Genomic DNA, 18,052 nt, shown 5'->3' with positions numbered 1-18,052 from the left:
TGAAGGGCGAAGCGCACCACCTTGGCGGGATCAATTACGCCGGCCGCCAGAAGATTTTCATAGGTATCGGTCTGGGCGTTGTATCCGAAGTCGCCAGCCCCTTGCAACACGGTGTTCAGGACAACAGATCCCTCCATGCCGGCATTCCTGGCAATCTGCTTCAACGGCTCGGCCAATGCCTGCTTCAATATCTTGATCCCGTGTTGTTCCTCGGCCTCGGCCTTGATCTTTTCCAGCTCTGGTATGCACCGAACCAGGGCAACGCCGCCGCCGGGGACAATACCTTCTTCAACAGCCGCCCGTGTGGCGTTTAATGCGTCTTCAACACGCGCCTTTTTTTCCTTCATTTCAGTTTCCGTGGCTGCTCCGATATTGATGATCGCCACCCCGCCAATGATCTTGGCCAACCGCTCCTGCAGCTTTTCACGATCATAGTCCGAGGCGGTTTCTTCGATTTGGGCTCGGATCTGCTTCACACGGCCTTCAATGGCAGATTGGACGCCGCTACCGTCCACAATGGTGGTGCTGTCCTTGTCTATTTTGACGGATTTGCAGGTTCCCAGATTTTCTGTTTTGACATTTTTCAGTTTGAAACCTAAATCCTTGGAGATCATCTGGGCGCCGGTCAAAATTGCGATATCCTCAAGCATGGCCTTTCGGCGGTCCCCGAATCCCGGGGCTTTCACCGCCGCCACTTTTAAGCTGCCCCGCAGTTTATTGACAATGAGGGTGGCCAGGGCCTCTCCTTCGACATCTTCGGCAATGATTAAAAGCGGCTTGTTGCTTCTGGAAATTTCTTCCAGTAACGGCAGCAGCTCCTTCATTACGGTAATCTTCTTTTCATGGATCAGGATGTAAGGATCTTTGAGCACGACATCCATTTTGTCGGCATTCGTTACAAAATAAGGCGACAGGTATCCTCTGTCGAACTGCATGCCCTCCACCACATCTAATGTGGTCTCCATGCCTTTGGCCTCTTCCACGGTGATGACGCCTTCTTTGCCAACCTTATCCATGGCCTCGGAAATCAGTTTTCCGATGGTTTCATCATTGTTGGCCGAGATGGTGCCCACCTGTTCGATCTCTTTTTTATCCTGGGTGGGTTTGGATAATTTTCTAAGATTATCCACAACCGCGTCGACTCCTTTGTCAATGCCGCGTTTCAGCGCCATGGGGTTCACACCTGCAGAGACCAGTTTGCAGCCTTCGTTATAGATGGCCTGGGCCAAAACCGTTGCCGTCGTGGTGCCGTCACCGGCGGTGTCGCTGGTTTTACTGGCCACTTCCCTGACCATTCGCGCACCCATGTTTTCAAATTTATCGGATAATTCGATCTCCTTGGCCACGGTGACGCCATCCTTGGTGACCAGGGGGGTGCCCCAGGATTTTTCCAGAACCACGTTGTTTCCTTTAGGACCCAGGGTCACCTTTACGGCGTCGGACAGGGTGTTAACGCCCACGAGCATTGCATCGCGTGCTTTTGATCCGTAGCATATCATTTTTGCAGGCATGGTGTGTATCTCCCTTTTGAGTTTAAATAGTGTTTGAACGAAAAGTCATCCATCTGCCGCGTTGTAGAAAATTTTTTTGATGGTCTCCCCTCTCTCAAGCAACTCCGATACCACCTGAATACGAAACAGGCATTAACGCTGCAGACGGCCCGGACAGGTCTGGTCCATGGATAACAGCTATCAAAATCAGACATTAAACGTCCGTATATGCATCTCAGGGACATTTAAGGTCCTGTTTTTCGGAAATATCGACCTGTGCGTATAGTTCATCCCGTCAGCGGAGACAACACCTACGGCATGGTTATTGCCTACAGGATTGATTATTTACCCGTTATTTACCCGGCAGCTGTAGATTGCCTTTCCGTCCCCTGGTTCGTAGAAATCATCCAGTACGGCTTCGCACCGGTATCCGCATCGTTCATAAAACATCCGGGTGGATGCATAGCCTTGCTGGGTTGAGGTTTCCACGTATACCCGCATGCCTCCCTTTTCCCGGATCAACCGCTCCATCTCCCTTAGGATGCACTTGCCCAGGCCCTTTCCCTGGAACTTAGGTGCAACGGCGATCCAGTATATGTCATAGCTGGTAAGGGTGCAGGGGATGGGGCCGAAACATCCGTACCCGGCCAGGTTGCCTTCTTTTTGCGCCATCACAAAATGATAGCCGCTCTCATCTCCAGATTTCAGCCACTCTTGCACAAGTTCCGCTGCAATGCTGATTTCATCGGGCCTGAAAAATCCGGTTTCCGTTACAAGGGTACGGACACTCTCAACATCAGACGCACGGGGCGTATATCGCAACCGGACATCTTTGGGAAAGGCATGGACCCCGACGGTTGGTGTTCTGCTCCCGGACATGAGGCTATTCCCCGGCCCGGATTACAGCATCCATAATCCGGGCAATGGCTGTGGTATATGAAATCCCGGCCCTGTCCAGGGCAGCCGTAAACCCAGCATCCGGGGAGATGCAGGGGTTTGCGTTGACTTCCAGGATATGGGGGGCTTTGTTGTCATCCACCCTGAAATCCACCCGGGCAAACCCTGCCAGGGAAAAGAGATCCCAGCAGGAAAGCGCGAGATCGGAAAGACGAGACAGCAGTTCCCTGTCGGTTTCAGAAAAGTCAAAACTGCGCAGGGTATGCTGGTATTCATAGGCCTCGGGGCACCATTTTGCCCGATAGCCTACGATTTTCGGTTCATCCTGACCAAAATTCAGGAACCGGATTTCTGCAGGCGGCAGCACCCGCACCTCTTTTCCATCCCCAAGCAGAGACAGGTTAAATTCCCGGCCATTGATGAATGCTTCGGCAAAACAGGCACGCCCTAAACCTTGTGCCGCTTTTTCCAGCAGAGATCCCAGCCTGTCCGGCGGGGCTGTGATGATATTTTCCTTTTCCAGTCCAAGAGATCCGTGTTCCCAAAGGGACTTGATGATCCAGGGACCGTCGGTTACTCCTTTTTTTAAATGTACCAATGCCCGGGATTGTACGGCCATACCGGCCTGGTATGGGCCGATCCAGTCCGGCGTCGGCAGCCCGGCCTGTCGCATCCGCTCCTTGGCCGCTGTCTTGTGGGAGGTCAGGTAAATGGCATCCGCCGGACAGCCGGTATAGGGAATGCCAAGGCTGTCAAGCAGATACGGCACCACATGAATCAGTCGGCCTTCTCCTTCCAGGGATTCAACCAGATTGAATACCGCTTCGGGCCGAAGCGTCGTAAGATCGCGCTTAAAATGTTCAAGGTCCAACCCGCAGGGAACAGATACCGGATTAAAGTCAAGATCCGTGAGGGCTTTTGAAACCGCAGCCACCTGGTCCAGGACATCGAGTTCATCCGGCTGGCTCTCCTGGGCCACAGCGTTATAAACAACAGCAATGATTTTTTTCATTTGCCGACGCCGCCTCCCATCCGCCGGCATGCGGAGTTAAGGATGCATTGGATCAACCGGACATAGGATGTCCCAAAATAGTCGCACAGGATGGGCAAATCGGAATATTCAGGGCGCAACCCGGCCAGGGGGTTGACCTCAATGAAATTTGGCTTTCCTTCAAGGTCACACCGGATATCGATCCGTCCACCGTCACGGCACCCCAGCAGGTTCCAGGATTCAAACGCCAGGCGCTCCACCTCCCGGATCAGGGGATCTTCCTTGGCTGCCATCGGGCGCAAAGCTACCCGGCCTTTCCAGTTTTCTTTGTTCTCCAGGGAATAGGTTTGCCCCTTGGCCGCCTCGGTAAAAACTATCTCCATGGTTCCCATGACCCGGGTATCCGGTCCGGTCCCGGTCAGTCCCACGGTAAATTCCCTGCCCGGAAGAAACTGTTCCACCAGCACGGGCTGGCGAAACTGACGGATCAGATCCCGGCAAATTCCGGCAAGTGCTCCGGAATCTTCAATTATTGACTTTTCCGTTATGCCCATACCGGTACCCTCGGCCACGGGTTTGGCAAAAAAGGGCGGAGCAAAGGGAAGCGGCTTGGGCAGGGCGCCGTTAACCACCACAAATGGCGAGGTTGCCAGGCCTGCATCCCTGATAATTTGCTTGGTCAACGCCTTGTTCAGGCAAAGGCCCATCACCACAGGATCGGAAAAGGTATAAGGGATATCGTACACATCCAGAATCGCCGGAACCTGTGCTTCACGGGCCGCTCCCTTGAGTCCTTCGGCAATGTTGAAAACAAGGTCCCAGGTTTCCCCTTTTACCAGCGCTTTCATCAGCGCCTTGGCATGGCCGATGCGGACCGGGACATGTCCGAGTTCCAACAGCGCACCCTCAATGGCCTCAATGGTTTCAACAACATCCAGTTCAGCAGTTTCCAGTTCACTGTACCCCATGTCAAGATACTCCTGACGCAAATCATAGGTCATTCCGATTTTCAAGTTGTTTCCTCGTTTTTTTTATACGCCTGTGCCGGCGAAATTGGGTTTTGGCTTATTTCAATACGTCTTCAGCAGAGGCTGAAACCGGATCGGGGTACAAGAAGGTGCGGTTCTCATAATTGGTCATGACCAGGTTGTCGGCGGTATGGCCTTGAACATAGTTGGGCATGAGCGGAATTTTTCCACCACCGCCAGGGGCGTCCACCACATAGGTCGGAACAGCGTACCCGCTGGTAAACCCCCGCAGGCTGCGGATGATTTCCAGGCCCTTTTCAATGGAGGTCCTGAAATGGCCGGAACCGGTGATGGGATCGCACTGGTACAGATAATAGGGACGGACTCGCATTTTCATCAGGCCGTGCATCAGGGATGCCATGGTTTGGGCCGAATCATTGATGCCTTTGAGCAGAACGGTCTGGGATCCAAGCGGGATACCTGCATCCGCAAGCCTTGCACAGGCCCTGGCAGTCTCGGGTGTACATTCGTCAGCATGGGTGAAATGCAGACTCATCCACAGGGGATGGTATTTTTTCAACATTTTTACCAGATTGGGCGTGATGCGCTGAGGAAGAACCGCGGGGACTTTGGTCCCAATGCGGATCACTTCCACATGGTCAATCTGCCTCAGCCTTGACAATACCCATTCCAGGCGGTCATCTGCCAATGTCAGCGGGTCTCCCCCGGACAACAGGACGTCACGGACGGCAGGCGTTTTTTCAATGTATTTTAAGGCCTTTTCCCACCGTACCCGGCTGGGATGTATGGTGCCGTGGCCGACCACCCGGGAACGGGTGCAGTACCGGCAATAAGTGGAACAAAAATCCGACAACAAAAACAGAACCCGGTCCGGATACCTGTGGACAAGGCCGGGAACAGGACTTTGTTGGTCTTCGCCCAGGGGATCATCGGATTCTCCCGGCATCTGAAGCCATTCGTTCACGTTGGGAACAACACATTTGCGCAGGGGGTGGTCCGGGTCATCCGGTGAAATCAGGCTCAGGTAATAGGGCGTGATGCTCAACGGAAGCTGGGAGGTCCGGTTGACCAGGGTCTCTTCCTGGGACAGGGTAAGGAACCGGCTGAGTTTTTCGTGGCTCTGGATACGGTTTTGCAGTTGCCACTGCCAGTTGTTCCATTCCTTATCGGAAATAAGAGGATAAAATTTTTTCCGAAAGACTTTTGTTTTTATGGTTGTTTTCCGATGATGGGAAACCAGACTTGTTTTCTTTTCGAGGATCCGGGGTGTGGGTGTTAATAAAGACCGGAGAGATTCTCCGGCCAAAGACAAAGGGTCATCTTCTTCCGACTTCCGGATACTGGGAGGCTTGTCATCTTCGACCAAAATATTTGGCCTGGGGGCTTTTTGGTTATTATTCATTTTTTCCTTCCAAATACAGATCATTTTAGGTGAGGTCATATTGTTTTGTTCAGCCGTTTTACGTTCAAAGCAATCCTCGTGCCAAGTTTTCAAGCAAAGAGGTTTTTTATCTTGTTTGATCAACGCCTTTTAAATGGCGGATAAATACCCCACTCTTATTTTTGCAATCGGAATTAAAAAGACAGACCTCAAAACTAAATAGGAATTTTTCATTCCCTGACAGCTAACGGTCAACAGTCAGCCCAAGGGGCTATAATTTAAATTGTTCTTTGAAAATTTATGGAATAGAATGTGCCTATATTCTTATGCCTAAGCTGATAAGGGGCTTGGTGTCAAGTGACGAAGGAAGATGTGGAAAACCGCGATAAACTGTGAGAAGGGCTAAACACCCTTTGATCCGGAGATTAAGGAAGGGCGATAAGAATGGCGGAATCATTTTTACATGAAGACAATGAAGCGTTCCTGAAAAAGATACCTGACAAGCTTCCGATCCTTCCTTTACGGAATACGGTCGCATATCCGTTTATGCCCCTGCCGTTGTCGATAAATATTCCCAGATCGATGAAGCTGATTGAAGATGCGTTTAAAGGCGATCATTTAATCGGGCTTGCAGCAATGAGAGACAGCTCGGTCATAGAACCCATGCCAGAACAAATCCATGAGATCGGCACCGTTTGTATACTCAACAGGATCGTTCATTTGGGCGACGACAGTCTGCAGATATTTCTTTATGGGTTTGAACGGTTCCGCATTACCTCCTGGCATGAGACAGAGCCGTATTTGAAAGCAGGGATTTTATTGCACCCGGACACTCTCGAACACGATAATGAGCTTGAAGCTGCTTTCAGAACCCTGCAGACGCTTTCCAAGGAATTCATTTCACTTCTTCCGAATATCCCGGCCGCTGCCCATGATTACATTGATACAATAAAAGATCCCCGTTATCTTTTGTATCTGGTGGCATCCAATATCCAGATTAAACTCAAGGATGCGCAGGAACTGCTTGAAACCGATAGCGTGAAGGATAAGTTGCACCTGCTGATTTTTCATTTATCGCATGAAAAGGAGATCCTTAAGCTCAAGCAGAAGATCCAATCGGATGTCAACCGATCCATGGAAAAAAAACATCATGAGTACTATCTTCGCCAGCAGCTCAAGGCGATTCAAAAAGAGTTGGGAGAATCGCAGGAAAGCCAGTCTGACGTCGATGAATATACTGAGAAGATAGAAAAAGCCGGCCTCCCGGATGAAGCCAAACAGGAAGCGTTGCGCGAGTTGAAACGGATGGGCGAGATGTCTCAGAACTCCGCGGAATACGGCGTCATAAAAACCTATCTGGACTGGATCGTCGATTTACCCTGGCAGGTACGGACAGAAGATGAACTGGACATCAATCACGCACGGACTGTTTTGGATGATGATCACTATGACCTGGCAGACGTCAAAAATCGAATCCTGGAATATCTGGCTGTCCGACAGCTGGTAAATACCCGCCGGATTCAGTCGGAACCCGACACCATCGGAAATGAAAACCAGGCCATGGGCGCTATTTTGTGTTTTGCCGGACCGCCGGGCGTCGGGAAAACGAGTCTCGGACAAAGTATTGCCCGTTCTCTTGGAAGAAAATTCACGCGCATGAGTCTGGGAGGGATGAGGGATGAGGCTGAAATCCGTGGTCACAGACGAACCTATATCGGTGCCATGCCCGGCCGGATCATACAGGCAATTAAACGGGCAGGTTCGCGTAATCCTGTTTTTATGCTGGATGAAGTGGATAAGATCGGCAGCGACTGGCGCGGTGATCCGAGCAGTGCCCTCCTTGAAGTGCTCGACCCTGCACAGAACAGTACTTTCCGCGATCATTATCTGAATGTGGATTTTGACCTGAGCGATGTGATTTTCATCACAACCGCGAACCAGCTGGAGGCCATCCCCCCGCCCCTGAAGGACCGCATGGAAATCATCCAGCTGGAGGGTTATACGGAATATGAAAAAATCATGATTGCAAAAAATTATTTGGTCCATCGTCAGTTGAATCAAAACGGCCTGACCGCTGAAGAAGTATCGTTTAGCATAGACGCTTTAAAAAAAATCGTTCAAAGCTATACCCGGGAGGCGGGGGTCAGGAATCTGGAACGTGAAATCGGAACCATTTGCCGCCGGATCGCCGTAAAAATTGTCAGCCGGGAAATAACGGATATTGCCGTAACCTCCGACCATGTCGGGGAGTTCCTGAAAAAAGAAAAATTTGAATCCGAATCTTCCGAGCCTTTCAAAATACCGGGAATCGCCACCGGCCTTTCAGTGACACCGGTTGGGGGGGATATCCTTTTCATTGAGGCAACCCGGATGAAAGGCAAAGGGACTTTTCTCATCACCGGACAGCTGGGGGATGTGATGCGGGAAAGCGCTCAGATCGCGCACAGTTATATTCGGTCCAAAGCCGAAGATCTCGGGATTGATCCTGATATATTTAAACATACCGATGTTCACATCCATGTTCCGGCCGGTGCAATTCCAAAAGATGGTCCATCTGCAGGTATTACCATCCTTGCGGCAATGGCGAGTCTGTTCAGCGGCCGGATTGTCAGCAGCCATATCGGTATGACTGGAGAGATCACGCTCAGGGGCCGGGTCCTGCCTGTGGGCGGGATCAAGATGAAAGTCCTTGCGGCGCATCGGGCCGGCCTGACAAAAGTGATCCTGCCCAAGCGCAATGAAAGTGATGTGAATGAATTGCCTGACGAGGTGCGTCAATCCATTGAATTTTTACCGGTTGAATGGATTGATGAAGCGTTGAATATCATCTTGATGCAGTGAGATTCAATCCATATTTTGCAGTATTCTTCAATTTTTCGGTATCATTCTTTCCGCAATGCGGATAAACGCATCCGTGATAGGAGATTGAGCGTGTAAGTGTTGAAATGAAAGGCCCTAATCCCCACACTTTACCATGTCCTGGTCAAACGGAATTCTGCCCAGAAACCTGAGCCCATAGGTTTTTGCGGTTTTTTCTCCTCCGCCAGTTCCGAAAATATCAACATTCTTCCTGCAATGGGGACAGATAAACCCACTCATATTTTCAATAATCCCCAAAATGACCATATTAACATTTTGACAAAAACTGATGGATTTGCGGATATCTGCCAGTGCCACTTCCTGGGGAGTCGTAACAATAATGGCCTGGGCATCCGGGATCAACTTGGCAACGGTCAAGGGTTCATCCCCGGTTCCAGGCGGGGAGTCGATAATCAGAAAATCCAGTACACCCCAGCCGACTTCCCCGATAAACTGCCTTATGACGGTATGTTTGACAGGTCCCCGCCAGATAATGGCGTCGTCCTTGTTCTGCGTCAGAAATTCCATGGATACAACCTTTAAATTATCTCCATAGCGCATGGGCACCATCTTTTTATCAAGGTCGACCGAGAGGATACCAGATATTCCAAGCATCTGGGGGACATCCGGTCCGTGGATATCAACATCCAGCAATCCCACTTTATACCCCATATTTGCAAGTGCAATGGCAAGATTGACGGATACGCTTGTTTTCCCGACGCCTCCCTTGCCGCTCATCACAATGAATTTCCTGTGCTGATTTTTTTTAACGCGTCTGGGGCAAGGCCGTCCGGCTTCTGATTCGGCATATGACTTGCGATCCCGCTTCTTGAAGAGTGTTTCATATTTTCCCCTCTGTTACAGAGTTTACGATATGACCTTGTTCTGTTTAGTATGTAAAGCAAATTTTATATCAAACTATATTAAAAAATAAATCATATGTAATTTCAGCTTATTACACCAAAATCAGACATCAGACATCAGGCGTCAGGCGTCTTTTTTTTTGGGGGAATTGTTTTTTATCCAGCCTGTGCAGGATCAGCAGGCGATTTAGCTGCCGGGCAGTAATGCCTGCTTTCTGGGGGGTCTCGTTTGTTTGGCCGTTCGTTTGCTCTATCAGACTGGTCGGGTAGGAAATTTTACAGGTGTTGACCGCTATCCCCGGACTTACATATAAATTTGATCAAAGTCAATCGCCCGGGTCAGAATTCCATGCTTCCGGCCCGGGACGTATTTTCGGTATTGCTGCGTACAGGCGGCAATAATCTATTTCACGGCAATTTCAATTAGCTTGGGTTTTGATTTTTCCGTTTTAGGCAGGCGAAGTGTTAATACGCCCTCCTTGAATTGGGCTTCAATCTGTTCTTCGGCCACATTGTCCGGCATGGAAAAACTGCGCAGAAAGCTGCCGTAATGCCGCTCAATCCTGTGGTACTTTACACTTTTATCCTCTTTTTCCCGTTTCCGTTCTCCCCTGATATTGAGAACCCTGTTATCAATAGTGATCTTGATATCTTCCCGTTTGATTTCCGGGATCTCCACCTTGATGGTAAAATCCAAATCGGTTTCGGCAATGTCCGCGCGAGGAGCCCAGTCTCCAGAAGTCAACAGTTCCTGATTTCCCAATGAAGGCCGGTTCGAATTCGTCAAGTATTTGGTGAACATATCATCGATTTCCCGGAACGGATCCCATTTGGTAAGTTTCATTTTTGTCTCCTTTTATTTAAGTAAATACAGGTCAATTGTTATTTTGTTACGGTTTTCGTTCAGACACTAAATAACAATCACCGAGTTATCACAATTCCCGTAAACGCTATGAATATACGCGTCGGCTTTTGCGTCGTTGAACCAGTTCACCCCATCCGCAAGGTATCTGAACTGATATTTTTTATTGAGATCAAGGTTCACCGTAGCAGCAAAGGTGCCGTTTTTGTCCTTTTTCATGGGCGTTGCACATTTGTCCCATTGATTGAATTCACCCACCACGTGCATTTCTTTTGCACCACCTCCCATCTCTTTTTGAGCCAGGAAAGTTACCTTGCACTGTGATTTGTTTTTTAGATATTGTTTTTTGATTGTCATAATTTTCCTCCTTATCTTTTCCAAATTGATTAAGAGTCTGGATTCCCAGTTGTAACAGGTTTACAGGATTTACGGAAAAGAGGTATTTCTGGAAATTCTTGAATAATAATAGATGGTTTATGATTACAAATCAATACGATAGAAGACTATAAAAAAAATCATTAATCAACTACTAAAAATAGGGGATTATTCAGTTTATTTCGCTTCGGCAGTCTGGCCGAAAAGGTGTTTCGGCACAGGGCACTGCCCGGTACCGGTCATAAGTCTGAGGCAGGGGCTTGCAACGTCCGGAAGCAAGGCCTTTGCCGAAACCTTTGCCCCGGCATTTAACCTAAAGGAGTCTATCCTATGACAATTGTTTCGGGCTGTATATTCAACCGGAAGCTGTGGGGTCTGATCTTCTCCGTCTTCGGACATCGGATGTCCGATCCATCCCCCCATGCCCCCGGCGTCAGGCCACATCATTATAATCCGCATCAATGACATCATCTCCGGAATTTTGACTCGCTTGGCCATCCGATCCGGAAGCCTGGCGGTAGAGCTGTTCTGGCATCTTGTAAGATGCCTTCTGCAACTCACCGGTCAACCGATCAATCTCGTTTATGTTTTCCCCTTCCATGGCTTTTTTCAGTCGCCCGAGGGCCTTTTAAATTTTTGTCCGGGTCTGGCTGTCGTCAAAGTACGCCGGTACCGTAATCACGGCGTCCCTGACGCTCTCTCCCAGGTATTGCTCCACCGTATTCTTGATGACGGTGGAGTCCGGGTCCCTTCGGGATTTATCACCACAGTTGCCTGTGCCCCCTCCATAATAGCCACGCATGAATTGGTTGTGCCCAGGTCAATACCGATTGTTACTCCCATTATAGTTTCTCCGAATTATGGGGTTATCTTCACTGTCGCCGATATATAAAAGAGGTAGGTCTTGAAATTTTTAAATGAGAACAGGGGGAATTATAATTACAAGTCAAAATGTTTAATAATACCCTACTATACCCGCTATGCGGGTATAGTAGGCGATTTTAGTTGCTGAGATTCAATATCTTATTTTTTCATGAGCTTGTTGAAAATGGCTTCGGATTTATTAGCCATCTCTTCTGCTCGCGCCGCTGCTTTCTTTGCGACCTCTGCAGCCTCCTTTGCTTCATCTGCTGACTGTGCGGCAGATTCTGCAGCAGCTTCTGATCTCTGAACACTGTCAGCGGCATAAGCTTTTGCCTCCGAAGACTGGTTCATTGCCTTCGAAGACTGGTTCATTGCCTGCTGGGCGATTTCTTCCACTCGCTTGCAATTCTTCGTGGGGCCACATCCCAAAGCCGCCGACATAAAAAAGGCCACCGTTAAAACACAGGATACCCACCAAAACCGATTATGCGTTTTCATTTTCATTTCCTCCTATCTGTTTTGTGTTTCTGTTTTCCGATGATCTTGCCAAATCGCCATTGGCCACCCGGAGTTCAAACACCACAGTTCGGCCTCAGAGGATTTCCCGCACTGAAACCGTTTCCGGGTTATCGACCAGAGCCCAGGCAATGACCCGGCCCAACTCTTCTTTGTTTAATTTTACCCATTGAGTGAGAGTATGAATTTCCAGTTGTAACAGGCTTACAGAATCTAGAGGAAAAAGGTATAGTTGAAAGAATAGGTGGATTATGATTATAAGTCAACGCAACAAAAGACCATAAAAAAACATATAAATAGACTAATTAAAATAGGGGATTATTCAATGCCAACAGGAATGACCCAAAATTTATTTTTAGGTTTGGTCTCACCCGATATAAAAACTCTAAGGGAAAGAAAATATGGTTTGGTCCTTGCACTATTATGTGTAACCCTTACCGGAGCAGCTGTGGAGGAACGACTTGAACCGGCGGTGAGAAAATTTTGATGGGAAGGAGAAAGGAATATGCAAGCCAACATTCGATCAACCACAGCAGCTGTAATGATTTGGACAGTACTGCTGGCTGTACCTGAATTCGCGCAATCCGGATCGGCCTTTCAGTACTGGGATGGGAAACAGGGCGGTACTGCCGGAAGCCAAGAGATTACCGTCATCGGTTCCCTTCAAAACCATCAAGTTGAAAAAGGTGAAACGCTGTTGGATATTGCCCGTTTCTATGATCTCGGTTTCAACGAAATGGCGGATCTTTATCCTGAAATGGACCCCTGGTTTCTGAAACCAGGCTCTATACTGGTTATTCCATCCCTCTGGATCCTGCCGGAGATCCGAAAACCGGGCATTGTAATCAATGTAGCTGAAATGCGGCTGTATCACTTTCTCGACCACTCCCGGGAGGTCCGGACCTTCCCCGTGGCTGTCGGGCAATGTCTCTGGCCAACCCCGTCAGGCAACTTTTGTGTGATTGAAAAGCGGAAGTATCCTTTCTGGTACATACCAATGTCACTTCAGAAAAAGTACGGTACCGGCGTCATCCCACCCGGATCCAACAATCCGCTTGGGGAGTACTTTATAGGAATTGGTAATGCCATCGGTATTCATGGGACGAATTTTGCCTGGACAGTTGGACGTCTGGTGACTCATGGCTGCATCCGATTATATCCGGAAGATATCAGGGAGCTCTATTCTGCTGTTTCGCTGGGCACACCGGTTCGGATAATTTATGAACCCATAAAAATCGGATATATCGGCAAAAAGATATTTCTCGAAGCCCACCGGGATATTTACGCTAAAATTAATAATTATCAGAAGTATGCTCTGGATCGCATTGCGACCTATGGTTCAACCTGTCGTTTTGATGCGGCAACCGTTGAACAAACAATTCGAATCCGTTCCGGAATTCCTGTTGAGGTGGGATGCTGTGATTAACAGGCCATCTTTCAATTACTTTCATGTTTTGTTATGGGTCAAACCTGGGTGTTTTATAGACCAGGTCAAAAGGAGTACCATCCTTTTTTTCCCATCCGCAGTTCACAGACCTGTCCTGTTTTTAAGATGTCGAGGTTTTTCAGATGCCGGTAATAGATATTATGGTTCCGTTTAAATCAGTGGTAAAATTACCAACCGGTGCGCTTGTTAAACACTATCACCACTTGATCACATGAAGACCCTTGTCATGCATCCATCGTTACATCACCTCCTTTGGTGTTTTACTCCTCATTTTCTTGGTTTTTTTTGAGAGAAAGTGAGGAGTAAGGCACTATTTGGGAAACCCTTAATTGGGTGTGGTGGATAGCCTATTTCTTAATCGGAATAATGCTGCTTCACTTTCGCTATGATCTGGGGTTCTGTCATTTTGTCAGTCGTCTCAATCATTATGGCAGCCTTAGGCGCATGGCCAGGTTTCATAAGGTGCTTTTTCAACTCGCCCTTCGCTTCACCGGGACCCATGATGAGGATTAAGTTAACTCCACGCAGAGCCCGTGCTACTTCTTCGTAATACTGATCCAAATGGTGCTTGTACTTACGATATATTCTGTCTTCTGCAACTATGTCCTGGGGACCATAAATCGTAGATGAACGCGAGCCCCCCGACGCTCTTACATGCTTCTCCATATTTGATGGAATTGTCTTGGTGGTCACATCATCTCTTGAGAGATACACGATAAAAGCTTGTCTGTGATCAATCCACAACCCTACTTTGGAACTCATAAGATGTCCCTCCTTGAAAACGGACGTTTCAGCATTTTTTCATACAACAAAAGATACTGTTCTACTGTTACCGCATGATCAAACCTTTCATGGCTTTGTTTTATGATCCTGGATATCTGATGGTTCTTTACATCCCGTGGTAAGTTGTAAAACATCATCGCCTTATCAATTGCGCTCATCAAGCTGTCTACATCAGATTGATTGAATAAAAATCCGTTCCCGCTGTTATGCGCAACGTCCAGGGGGGTGACGGCTTGATGATTGTCGTTATTATTGTCGTTATTATTATGGACAATGGGAAGGCTCCCATATAAAAGTCCGGTAATTTCCTCAGAACTGACGGGTTCCACTGAACATTGAACCAGAAGGAAGTCTGATGCAGCATAGGCCGTCCGTAAAAGTGAATCCTCCGGCTTGCAAACAGCTACTCTGTTTGTTAAATCAAAATCCCGAATGGTATCCTTTATCAGTCCCCTAATCGTTCCTTTGGCTGTAAAAATAATCTCTATGTCCTGATGCCAGTCCCTGGAAAGAAGCGCATACAGTATCGTTGAAATGAAATACGAGCCGTTATGGACCTTGTCCATACATGACGGCAAGAATAAAATTGGCTTCAATGGATCTTTGGACAATCCCAGACGGTCCTGGATCAAGATTTTATTGGCTTTTTTACCCTCTATATGGGTGTTTTCATCATAATTTTTAAAGAGGTATGTATCGTTTTTTGGCAGACGTGATCCATCCGGGCAGTTCAAAATCGCTGATGCGCATCCCTGACCCACTTTGTTTGAAAGTTCCTGTTTAATGGATGGGGTAACAAATGGATGCTGTCCTTGAGTGAGTTCTCTTAGGAATTCAGGACAAGTCGTATTAACAAAATCAGCTGCGAAAATACCGCTGGCAAGAAAATCCACCGGATTAGAACCACGGGTTTCTTCATAATTCAAGGGCTGCCGTTCAAAAAAAAGGTTCTGCCAGAAATACGCGGGATCAATTCCCCTGTTTTCGATGGAAGACAACAAGGCCGTATTGTTATAAATATTGTGAATAGTAAAAAGACAGGGTATCCCAAGCTTTCTTGCCATGGCCGGGATCAACCCCGTCATCCAATCATTGCAATGAATGAGGTCCGGTTGAACCCGGGGGATAATGGTGTTGATCACCTCCCTCTGGAAGGAGAGGGCACTTTTTATATTTTCCTGGTTACAATCGGAATATATCTTTTCTTTATAAAAAAATATCTGATCTTTAGCCAGATGAACCCTTGCTTCATTGTCGCAGCTTCCCATCTTGCTCAGCTGCCGTTGAAACGAAGAACTCTCATGATTATTGAACAGGGTGCGGTAATCAGGCAGCGCCACATGGATATCCGCACCTTTCTTATATAGGGAATAAATGAGTGCTGCGGAAACGTCCGCCAACTCACCGGCCCTCGCCTTCAGAAAGCTGGACATGGTGCTCATTTTTTTCGGCAGATAAGACACTTCCGGCGTTACGAATAGAATTCTGGGCTGTTTAAAAACATGAGGCATCGGGCTCTCCTATCATTCAAATATTTTGAAAATCAAGTAACCCAGGGCCGGAATACCGGCTGCCCCAGGAATGGTCAGAACCCTGGCCAGAACAATATTCCCCGTCACTCCCTACTTGAACGACAATCGCGCAATGTTCATTTGAAAGAGTTCACCCCATCGATAAGGTATCTGAACTGATATCTTTTAGACAATAGATGGTTTATGATCACAAATCAACACGACAAAAGACTATAAAAAACCATATAAAAAAACTATTTAAAATAGGGGATTATTCGAGGGACAGCAGGAATGACCGAAGATTGATTTTTTTATTTTTCAGGTTTGTTTTTGCCCGGATATTATCCCGGTGGCGAGAGACGGTGTGAAAAGAGCAGTTCAGGATTTGCGATATTTCTTTGTTGGATTTTCCCGATTTAATAAGGTGGGCCACATGAATTTCCGTAGGGGTTAAATTGATCAGTTTATCTGATAATTTTTTTGAAAACGGGGAAAGGATATTTTTTAAACGCAATTCCAGAATCTGGATTATTTCTCGCTGATCTTCCTGTGTGAGTGTGTTTTTCAAACTTTGAATAATAGGGGTAAGCACTATTTGATAGTTGGCGAATATATTTTCTCCAATTTCCTCTTTATCCAGTTCTGTTCTTTTCAGCAGCACTTTCAATGCGACATTCATCTCTTTCAGTTCAGTAGCCTTTTGTTCTAATTTCAGCTCTATTCGCTTGCGCGTGGTAATATCGATATGGGTTTTTATCATCTGGACGATTTGTCCGTTTGTGTCCAATACCGGGAAAGTAAATATTTCAATGCTGGACGGATTTCCCTGATCATCGTAATGTAATTGTTCTCCAAAAAAGGGTTTTCCCGTTCGCTTGATTTCCTGCATTGGGCATGGATAGTCATCACCGGTACAAGGCGTGCTGCGCTGGTGGGAAACCGCATAACATTTTAGCCCTGTCACTTTTTCTCCGCCATACGCATCATTCGCCAGTTCAACGGTATAGTCGGTTGCGTTTATAACGGCAAACGGGATTGTGATCGAATTAATGGCCGTTCTCAGGAATATTTCGCTATCCTTCACGGCCTCTGCCAACCGGAGTCGCTCTGTGATATGCCCCAACCTTTCGGCCATGACATTCAGCAAATAAGACTCTTCCATCGAAAACGGGCTTCCATTAAATGTCGGCCGACTCTCTGTATAGCACACCGTCATCTGCCCTGCTTTCTTTCCCTTGATGACAATATCACTGGTCTGCGGCCATTGCGTTTTCCTAAAGCCCTTGGTCTGAAAGATCTGCCCTTCCAGCTCAATGCAAGCTTCCGTGATTCCGGGGAATTGCCACGCCTGGGGAATCATCAAAACGGTTGTTTTCAATACCTCGTTTAAACTGATATCCGGTTTCTCCAACAGGTCGGAAAATCGGAATAAAAGATTCAGCTTCTTGATCCGTTCTTTTAATGCATGCTCTAACCGTTTGGACTCGCTGATGTCAGTAAGCGTAACCTGGCAGACGGGAGATTGTCCGGCGTTCTTCGCAACCATAAAATCCAGCCGCGCCCAGAAGAGCGATTTGTCATTTCTCAGCATTTGCAGTTCAACGGTCTGGGGCTCACCGGTTTCAAAAACCATTTTCCAGTGGCGGTTGTATCTACAATAATCCTCTTTTAATATAAATCTATAGATCAGCCTGTTGATCAGGTCACTTCGGATTTGGCCGAGCAGGGTGACGGCAGTGAGATTGACATCCTGGATGAATCCTTTTTCATTAACAACACAATAGCCTACCGGTGCGAGATTATAAAGGTCGAAATAACGCTTGCGGGAGAGCTCCAGTTCCTCTTGGGCCGCACAGAGTTCATCATTTTGCATTTCCAGCTCAATCTTGTGCACCTCCAGTTCGTGAGTCAGTTCACCGATTTCTTCGCGTGACAAGGTTGTAAAATCGTCCGGCAACGCCCCTGTTTCTTGTTTGATTTTTTTTTCAGCCCGGCGTCTAAGTTCAGAGGCGCTCTCGGGTTGGTTATCCTTGTTATTCAAAATGTATCCCTGGTACGGTAGGGTATGATGCGCATGTTGAACCATCTCCCTTCATCGGTTTGTACTTCGGTTTCAACGGGTGTCAAATACTGCAGGACCTTTTCCAGATCTCTAATCATGTTGTCGTATTTCAGGTTACTGGCAACATGCCGGATAGGTCGGCCGATATCTGTGGCAATGAGG

General features: G+C 47.7%; 20 protein-coding genes. 3 read left to right on the top strand and 17 right to left on the bottom strand.

The window, feature by feature from the left end:
* The 5 genes from groL to B3D59_RS00560 form a co-directional block, all read right to left on the bottom strand.
* Positions 1–1,511, bottom strand: a 1,511-nt coding sequence (gene groL / locus B3D59_RS00580) for a chaperonin GroEL (protein ID WP_286817141.1), incomplete at its 3' end; no start/stop codon positions are given.
* A 324-nt stretch (positions 1,512–1,835) separates the two neighbouring features.
* Complete coding sequence (locus B3D59_RS00575; protein ID WP_286817140.1) at positions 1,836–2,369, bottom strand: GNAT family N-acetyltransferase; 534 nt, start codon at positions 2,367–2,369, stop codon at positions 1,836–1,838.
* Between the two features lie 4 nt (positions 2,370–2,373).
* Complete coding sequence (locus B3D59_RS00570; RefSeq protein ID WP_286817139.1) at positions 2,374–3,399, bottom strand: D-alanine--D-alanine ligase family protein; 1,026 nt, start codon at positions 3,397–3,399, stop codon at positions 2,374–2,376.
* The gene (locus tag B3D59_RS00565) at positions 3,396–4,391 is read right to left on the bottom strand and encodes a D-alanine--D-alanine ligase family protein (protein WP_286817138.1); all 996 of its coding nucleotides are present in this window, start codon (positions 4,389–4,391) and stop codon (positions 3,396–3,398) included. Before B3D59_RS00565 ends, B3D59_RS00570 begins: the two co-directional genes overlap by 4 nt.
* A gap of 52 nt (positions 4,392–4,443) precedes the next feature.
* A complete protein-coding gene (locus tag B3D59_RS00560) occupies positions 4,444–5,769 on the bottom strand; it encodes a KamA family radical SAM protein (RefSeq protein WP_286817137.1) in 1,326 nt (441 codons plus the stop codon).
* Positions 5,770–6,192: 423 nt separating this feature from the next.
* Here B3D59_RS00560 and lon point away from each other — a divergent pair, with 423 nt between their 5' ends.
* Positions 6,193–8,589 (top strand): endopeptidase La, encoded by a 2,397-nt coding sequence (gene lon / locus B3D59_RS00555; protein ID WP_286817136.1) that lies wholly within the window; start codon positions 6,193–6,195, stop codon positions 8,587–8,589.
* A gap of 114 nt (positions 8,590–8,703) precedes the next feature.
* On the opposite strand, the gene B3D59_RS00550 is transcribed toward lon, so the two are convergent.
* The 8 genes from B3D59_RS00550 to B3D59_RS00515 all read right to left on the bottom strand — a co-directional run bounded on the left by B3D59_RS00550 (position 8,704) and on the right by B3D59_RS00515 (position 12,069).
* On the bottom strand, positions 8,704–9,345 hold the full coding sequence (locus B3D59_RS00550) for a P-loop NTPase (RefSeq protein ID WP_414646501.1): 642 nt from the start codon (positions 9,343–9,345) through the stop codon (positions 8,704–8,706).
* A 528-nt stretch (positions 9,346–9,873) separates the two neighbouring features.
* Complete coding sequence (locus B3D59_RS00545; protein ID WP_286817135.1) at positions 9,874–10,314, bottom strand: Hsp20/alpha crystallin family protein; 441 nt, start codon at positions 10,312–10,314, stop codon at positions 9,874–9,876.
* Between the two features lie 66 nt (positions 10,315–10,380).
* Positions 10,381–10,689 (bottom strand): isoamylase early set domain-containing protein, encoded by a 309-nt coding sequence (locus B3D59_RS00540; RefSeq protein ID WP_276999562.1) that lies wholly within the window; start codon positions 10,687–10,689, stop codon positions 10,381–10,383.
* 195 nt (positions 10,690–10,884) lie between these two features.
* Positions 10,885–11,154, bottom strand: a complete 270-nt coding sequence (locus B3D59_RS00535) for a hypothetical protein (protein ID WP_286817134.1) — start codon at positions 11,152–11,154, stop codon at positions 10,885–10,887.
* Entirely contained in the window at positions 11,141–11,308 is a 168-nt protein-coding gene (locus B3D59_RS00530) for a hypothetical protein (protein WP_286817133.1), read from the bottom strand. Before B3D59_RS00530 ends, B3D59_RS00535 begins: the two co-directional genes overlap by 14 nt.
* 27 nt (positions 11,309–11,335) lie before the next feature.
* Positions 11,336–11,425 (bottom strand): Hsp70 family protein, encoded by a 90-nt coding sequence (locus B3D59_RS18540; protein WP_286817132.1) that lies wholly within the window; start codon positions 11,423–11,425, stop codon positions 11,336–11,338.
* Complete coding sequence (locus tag B3D59_RS18535) at positions 11,386–11,496, bottom strand: hypothetical protein (protein WP_276999580.1); 111 nt, start codon at positions 11,494–11,496, stop codon at positions 11,386–11,388. The genes B3D59_RS18540 and B3D59_RS18535 overlap by 40 nt, the downstream gene beginning before the upstream one ends.
* Before the next feature lie 234 nt (positions 11,497–11,730).
* Complete coding sequence (locus B3D59_RS00515) at positions 11,731–12,069, bottom strand: hypothetical protein (RefSeq protein WP_286817131.1); 339 nt, start codon at positions 12,067–12,069, stop codon at positions 11,731–11,733.
* Between the two features lie 262 nt (positions 12,070–12,331).
* Between B3D59_RS00515 and B3D59_RS00510 the strand changes: the two genes are divergently transcribed.
* A complete protein-coding gene (locus B3D59_RS00510; RefSeq protein ID WP_286817130.1) occupies positions 12,332–12,574 on the top strand; it encodes a hypothetical protein in 243 nt (80 codons plus the stop codon).
* An 18-nt stretch (positions 12,575–12,592) separates the two neighbouring features.
* Entirely contained in the window at positions 12,593–13,513 is a 921-nt protein-coding gene (locus tag B3D59_RS00505) for a L,D-transpeptidase family protein (protein ID WP_286817129.1), read from the top strand.
* 375 nt (positions 13,514–13,888) lie between these two features.
* Here the strand turns inward: B3D59_RS00505 and B3D59_RS00500 are convergent, their stop codons facing one another.
* From B3D59_RS00500 to B3D59_RS00485, 4 genes are all read right to left on the bottom strand, one after another.
* Entirely contained in the window at positions 13,889–14,296 is a 408-nt protein-coding gene (locus B3D59_RS00500; protein ID WP_286817128.1) for a hypothetical protein, read from the bottom strand.
* Positions 14,293–15,828, bottom strand: coding sequence for a glycogen synthase (locus B3D59_RS00495; RefSeq protein ID WP_286817127.1), 1,536 nt, complete (start codon positions 15,826–15,828; stop codon positions 14,293–14,295). The genes B3D59_RS00500 and B3D59_RS00495 overlap by 4 nt, the downstream gene beginning before the upstream one ends.
* Before the next feature lie 271 nt (positions 15,829–16,099).
* Positions 16,100–17,869: a PAS domain-containing protein gene (locus B3D59_RS00490; protein ID WP_286817126.1), complete on the bottom strand. Its 1,770-nt coding sequence runs from the start codon at positions 17,867–17,869 to the stop codon at positions 16,100–16,102.
* A partial coding sequence (locus tag B3D59_RS00485; RefSeq protein WP_286817125.1) for a PAS domain-containing protein occupies positions 17,866–18,052 on the bottom strand: 187 nt, incomplete at its 5' end. The genes B3D59_RS00485 and B3D59_RS00490, both read right to left, overlap by 4 nt.

Origin of the sequence: Desulfobacter sp. UBA2225, from assembly GCF_002348205.1 — a bacterium.
GTDB lineage: Bacteria > Desulfobacterota > Desulfobacteria > Desulfobacterales > Desulfobacteraceae > Desulfobacter > Desulfobacter postgatei.
The sequence above is the reverse complement of the archived record's forward strand: the minus strand, read 5'-3'. Positions and strand labels throughout refer to the sequence as shown.

Excerpts from the sequence above, each read along its gene's own strand:
- B3D59_RS00575 (WP_286817140.1), bottom strand. The coding sequence starts at position 2,369 with ATGTCCGGGAGCAGAACACCAACCGTCGGGGTCCATGCCTTTCCCAAA.
- B3D59_RS00570 (WP_286817139.1), bottom strand. The coding sequence starts at position 3,399 with ATGAAAAAAATCATTGCTGTTGTTTATAACGCTGTGGCCCAGGAGAGC.
- B3D59_RS00560 (WP_286817137.1), bottom strand. The coding sequence starts at position 5,769 with ATGAATAATAACCAAAAAGCCCCCAGGCCAAATATTTTGGTCGAAGAT.
- lon (WP_286817136.1), top strand. The coding sequence starts at position 6,193 with ATGGCGGAATCATTTTTACATGAAGACAATGAAGCGTTCCTGAAAAAG.
- B3D59_RS00550 (WP_414646501.1), bottom strand. The coding sequence starts at position 9,345 with ATGAGCGGCAAGGGAGGCGTCGGGAAAACAAGCGTATCCGTCAATCTT.
- B3D59_RS00545 (WP_286817135.1), bottom strand. The coding sequence starts at position 10,314 with ATGAAACTTACCAAATGGGATCCGTTCCGGGAAATCGATGATATGTTC.
- B3D59_RS00540 (WP_276999562.1), bottom strand. The coding sequence starts at position 10,689 with ATGACAATCAAAAAACAATATCTAAAAAACAAATCACAGTGCAAGGTA.
- B3D59_RS00535 (WP_286817134.1), bottom strand. The coding sequence starts at position 11,154 with ATGATGTGGCCTGACGCCGGGGGCATGGGGGGATGGATCGGACATCCG.
- B3D59_RS00530 (WP_286817133.1), bottom strand. The coding sequence starts at position 11,308 with ATGGAAGGGGAAAACATAAACGAGATTGATCGGTTGACCGGTGAGTTG.
- B3D59_RS18535 (WP_276999580.1), bottom strand. The coding sequence starts at position 11,496 with ATGGAGGGGGCACAGGCAACTGTGGTGATAAATCCCGAAGGGACCCGG.
- B3D59_RS00515 (WP_286817131.1), bottom strand. The coding sequence starts at position 12,069 with ATGAAAACGCATAATCGGTTTTGGTGGGTATCCTGTGTTTTAACGGTG.
- B3D59_RS00505 (WP_286817129.1), top strand. The coding sequence starts at position 12,593 with ATGCAAGCCAACATTCGATCAACCACAGCAGCTGTAATGATTTGGACA.
- B3D59_RS00500 (WP_286817128.1), bottom strand. The coding sequence starts at position 14,296 with ATGAGTTCCAAAGTAGGGTTGTGGATTGATCACAGACAAGCTTTTATC.
- B3D59_RS00495 (WP_286817127.1), bottom strand. The coding sequence starts at position 15,828 with ATGCCTCATGTTTTTAAACAGCCCAGAATTCTATTCGTAACGCCGGAA.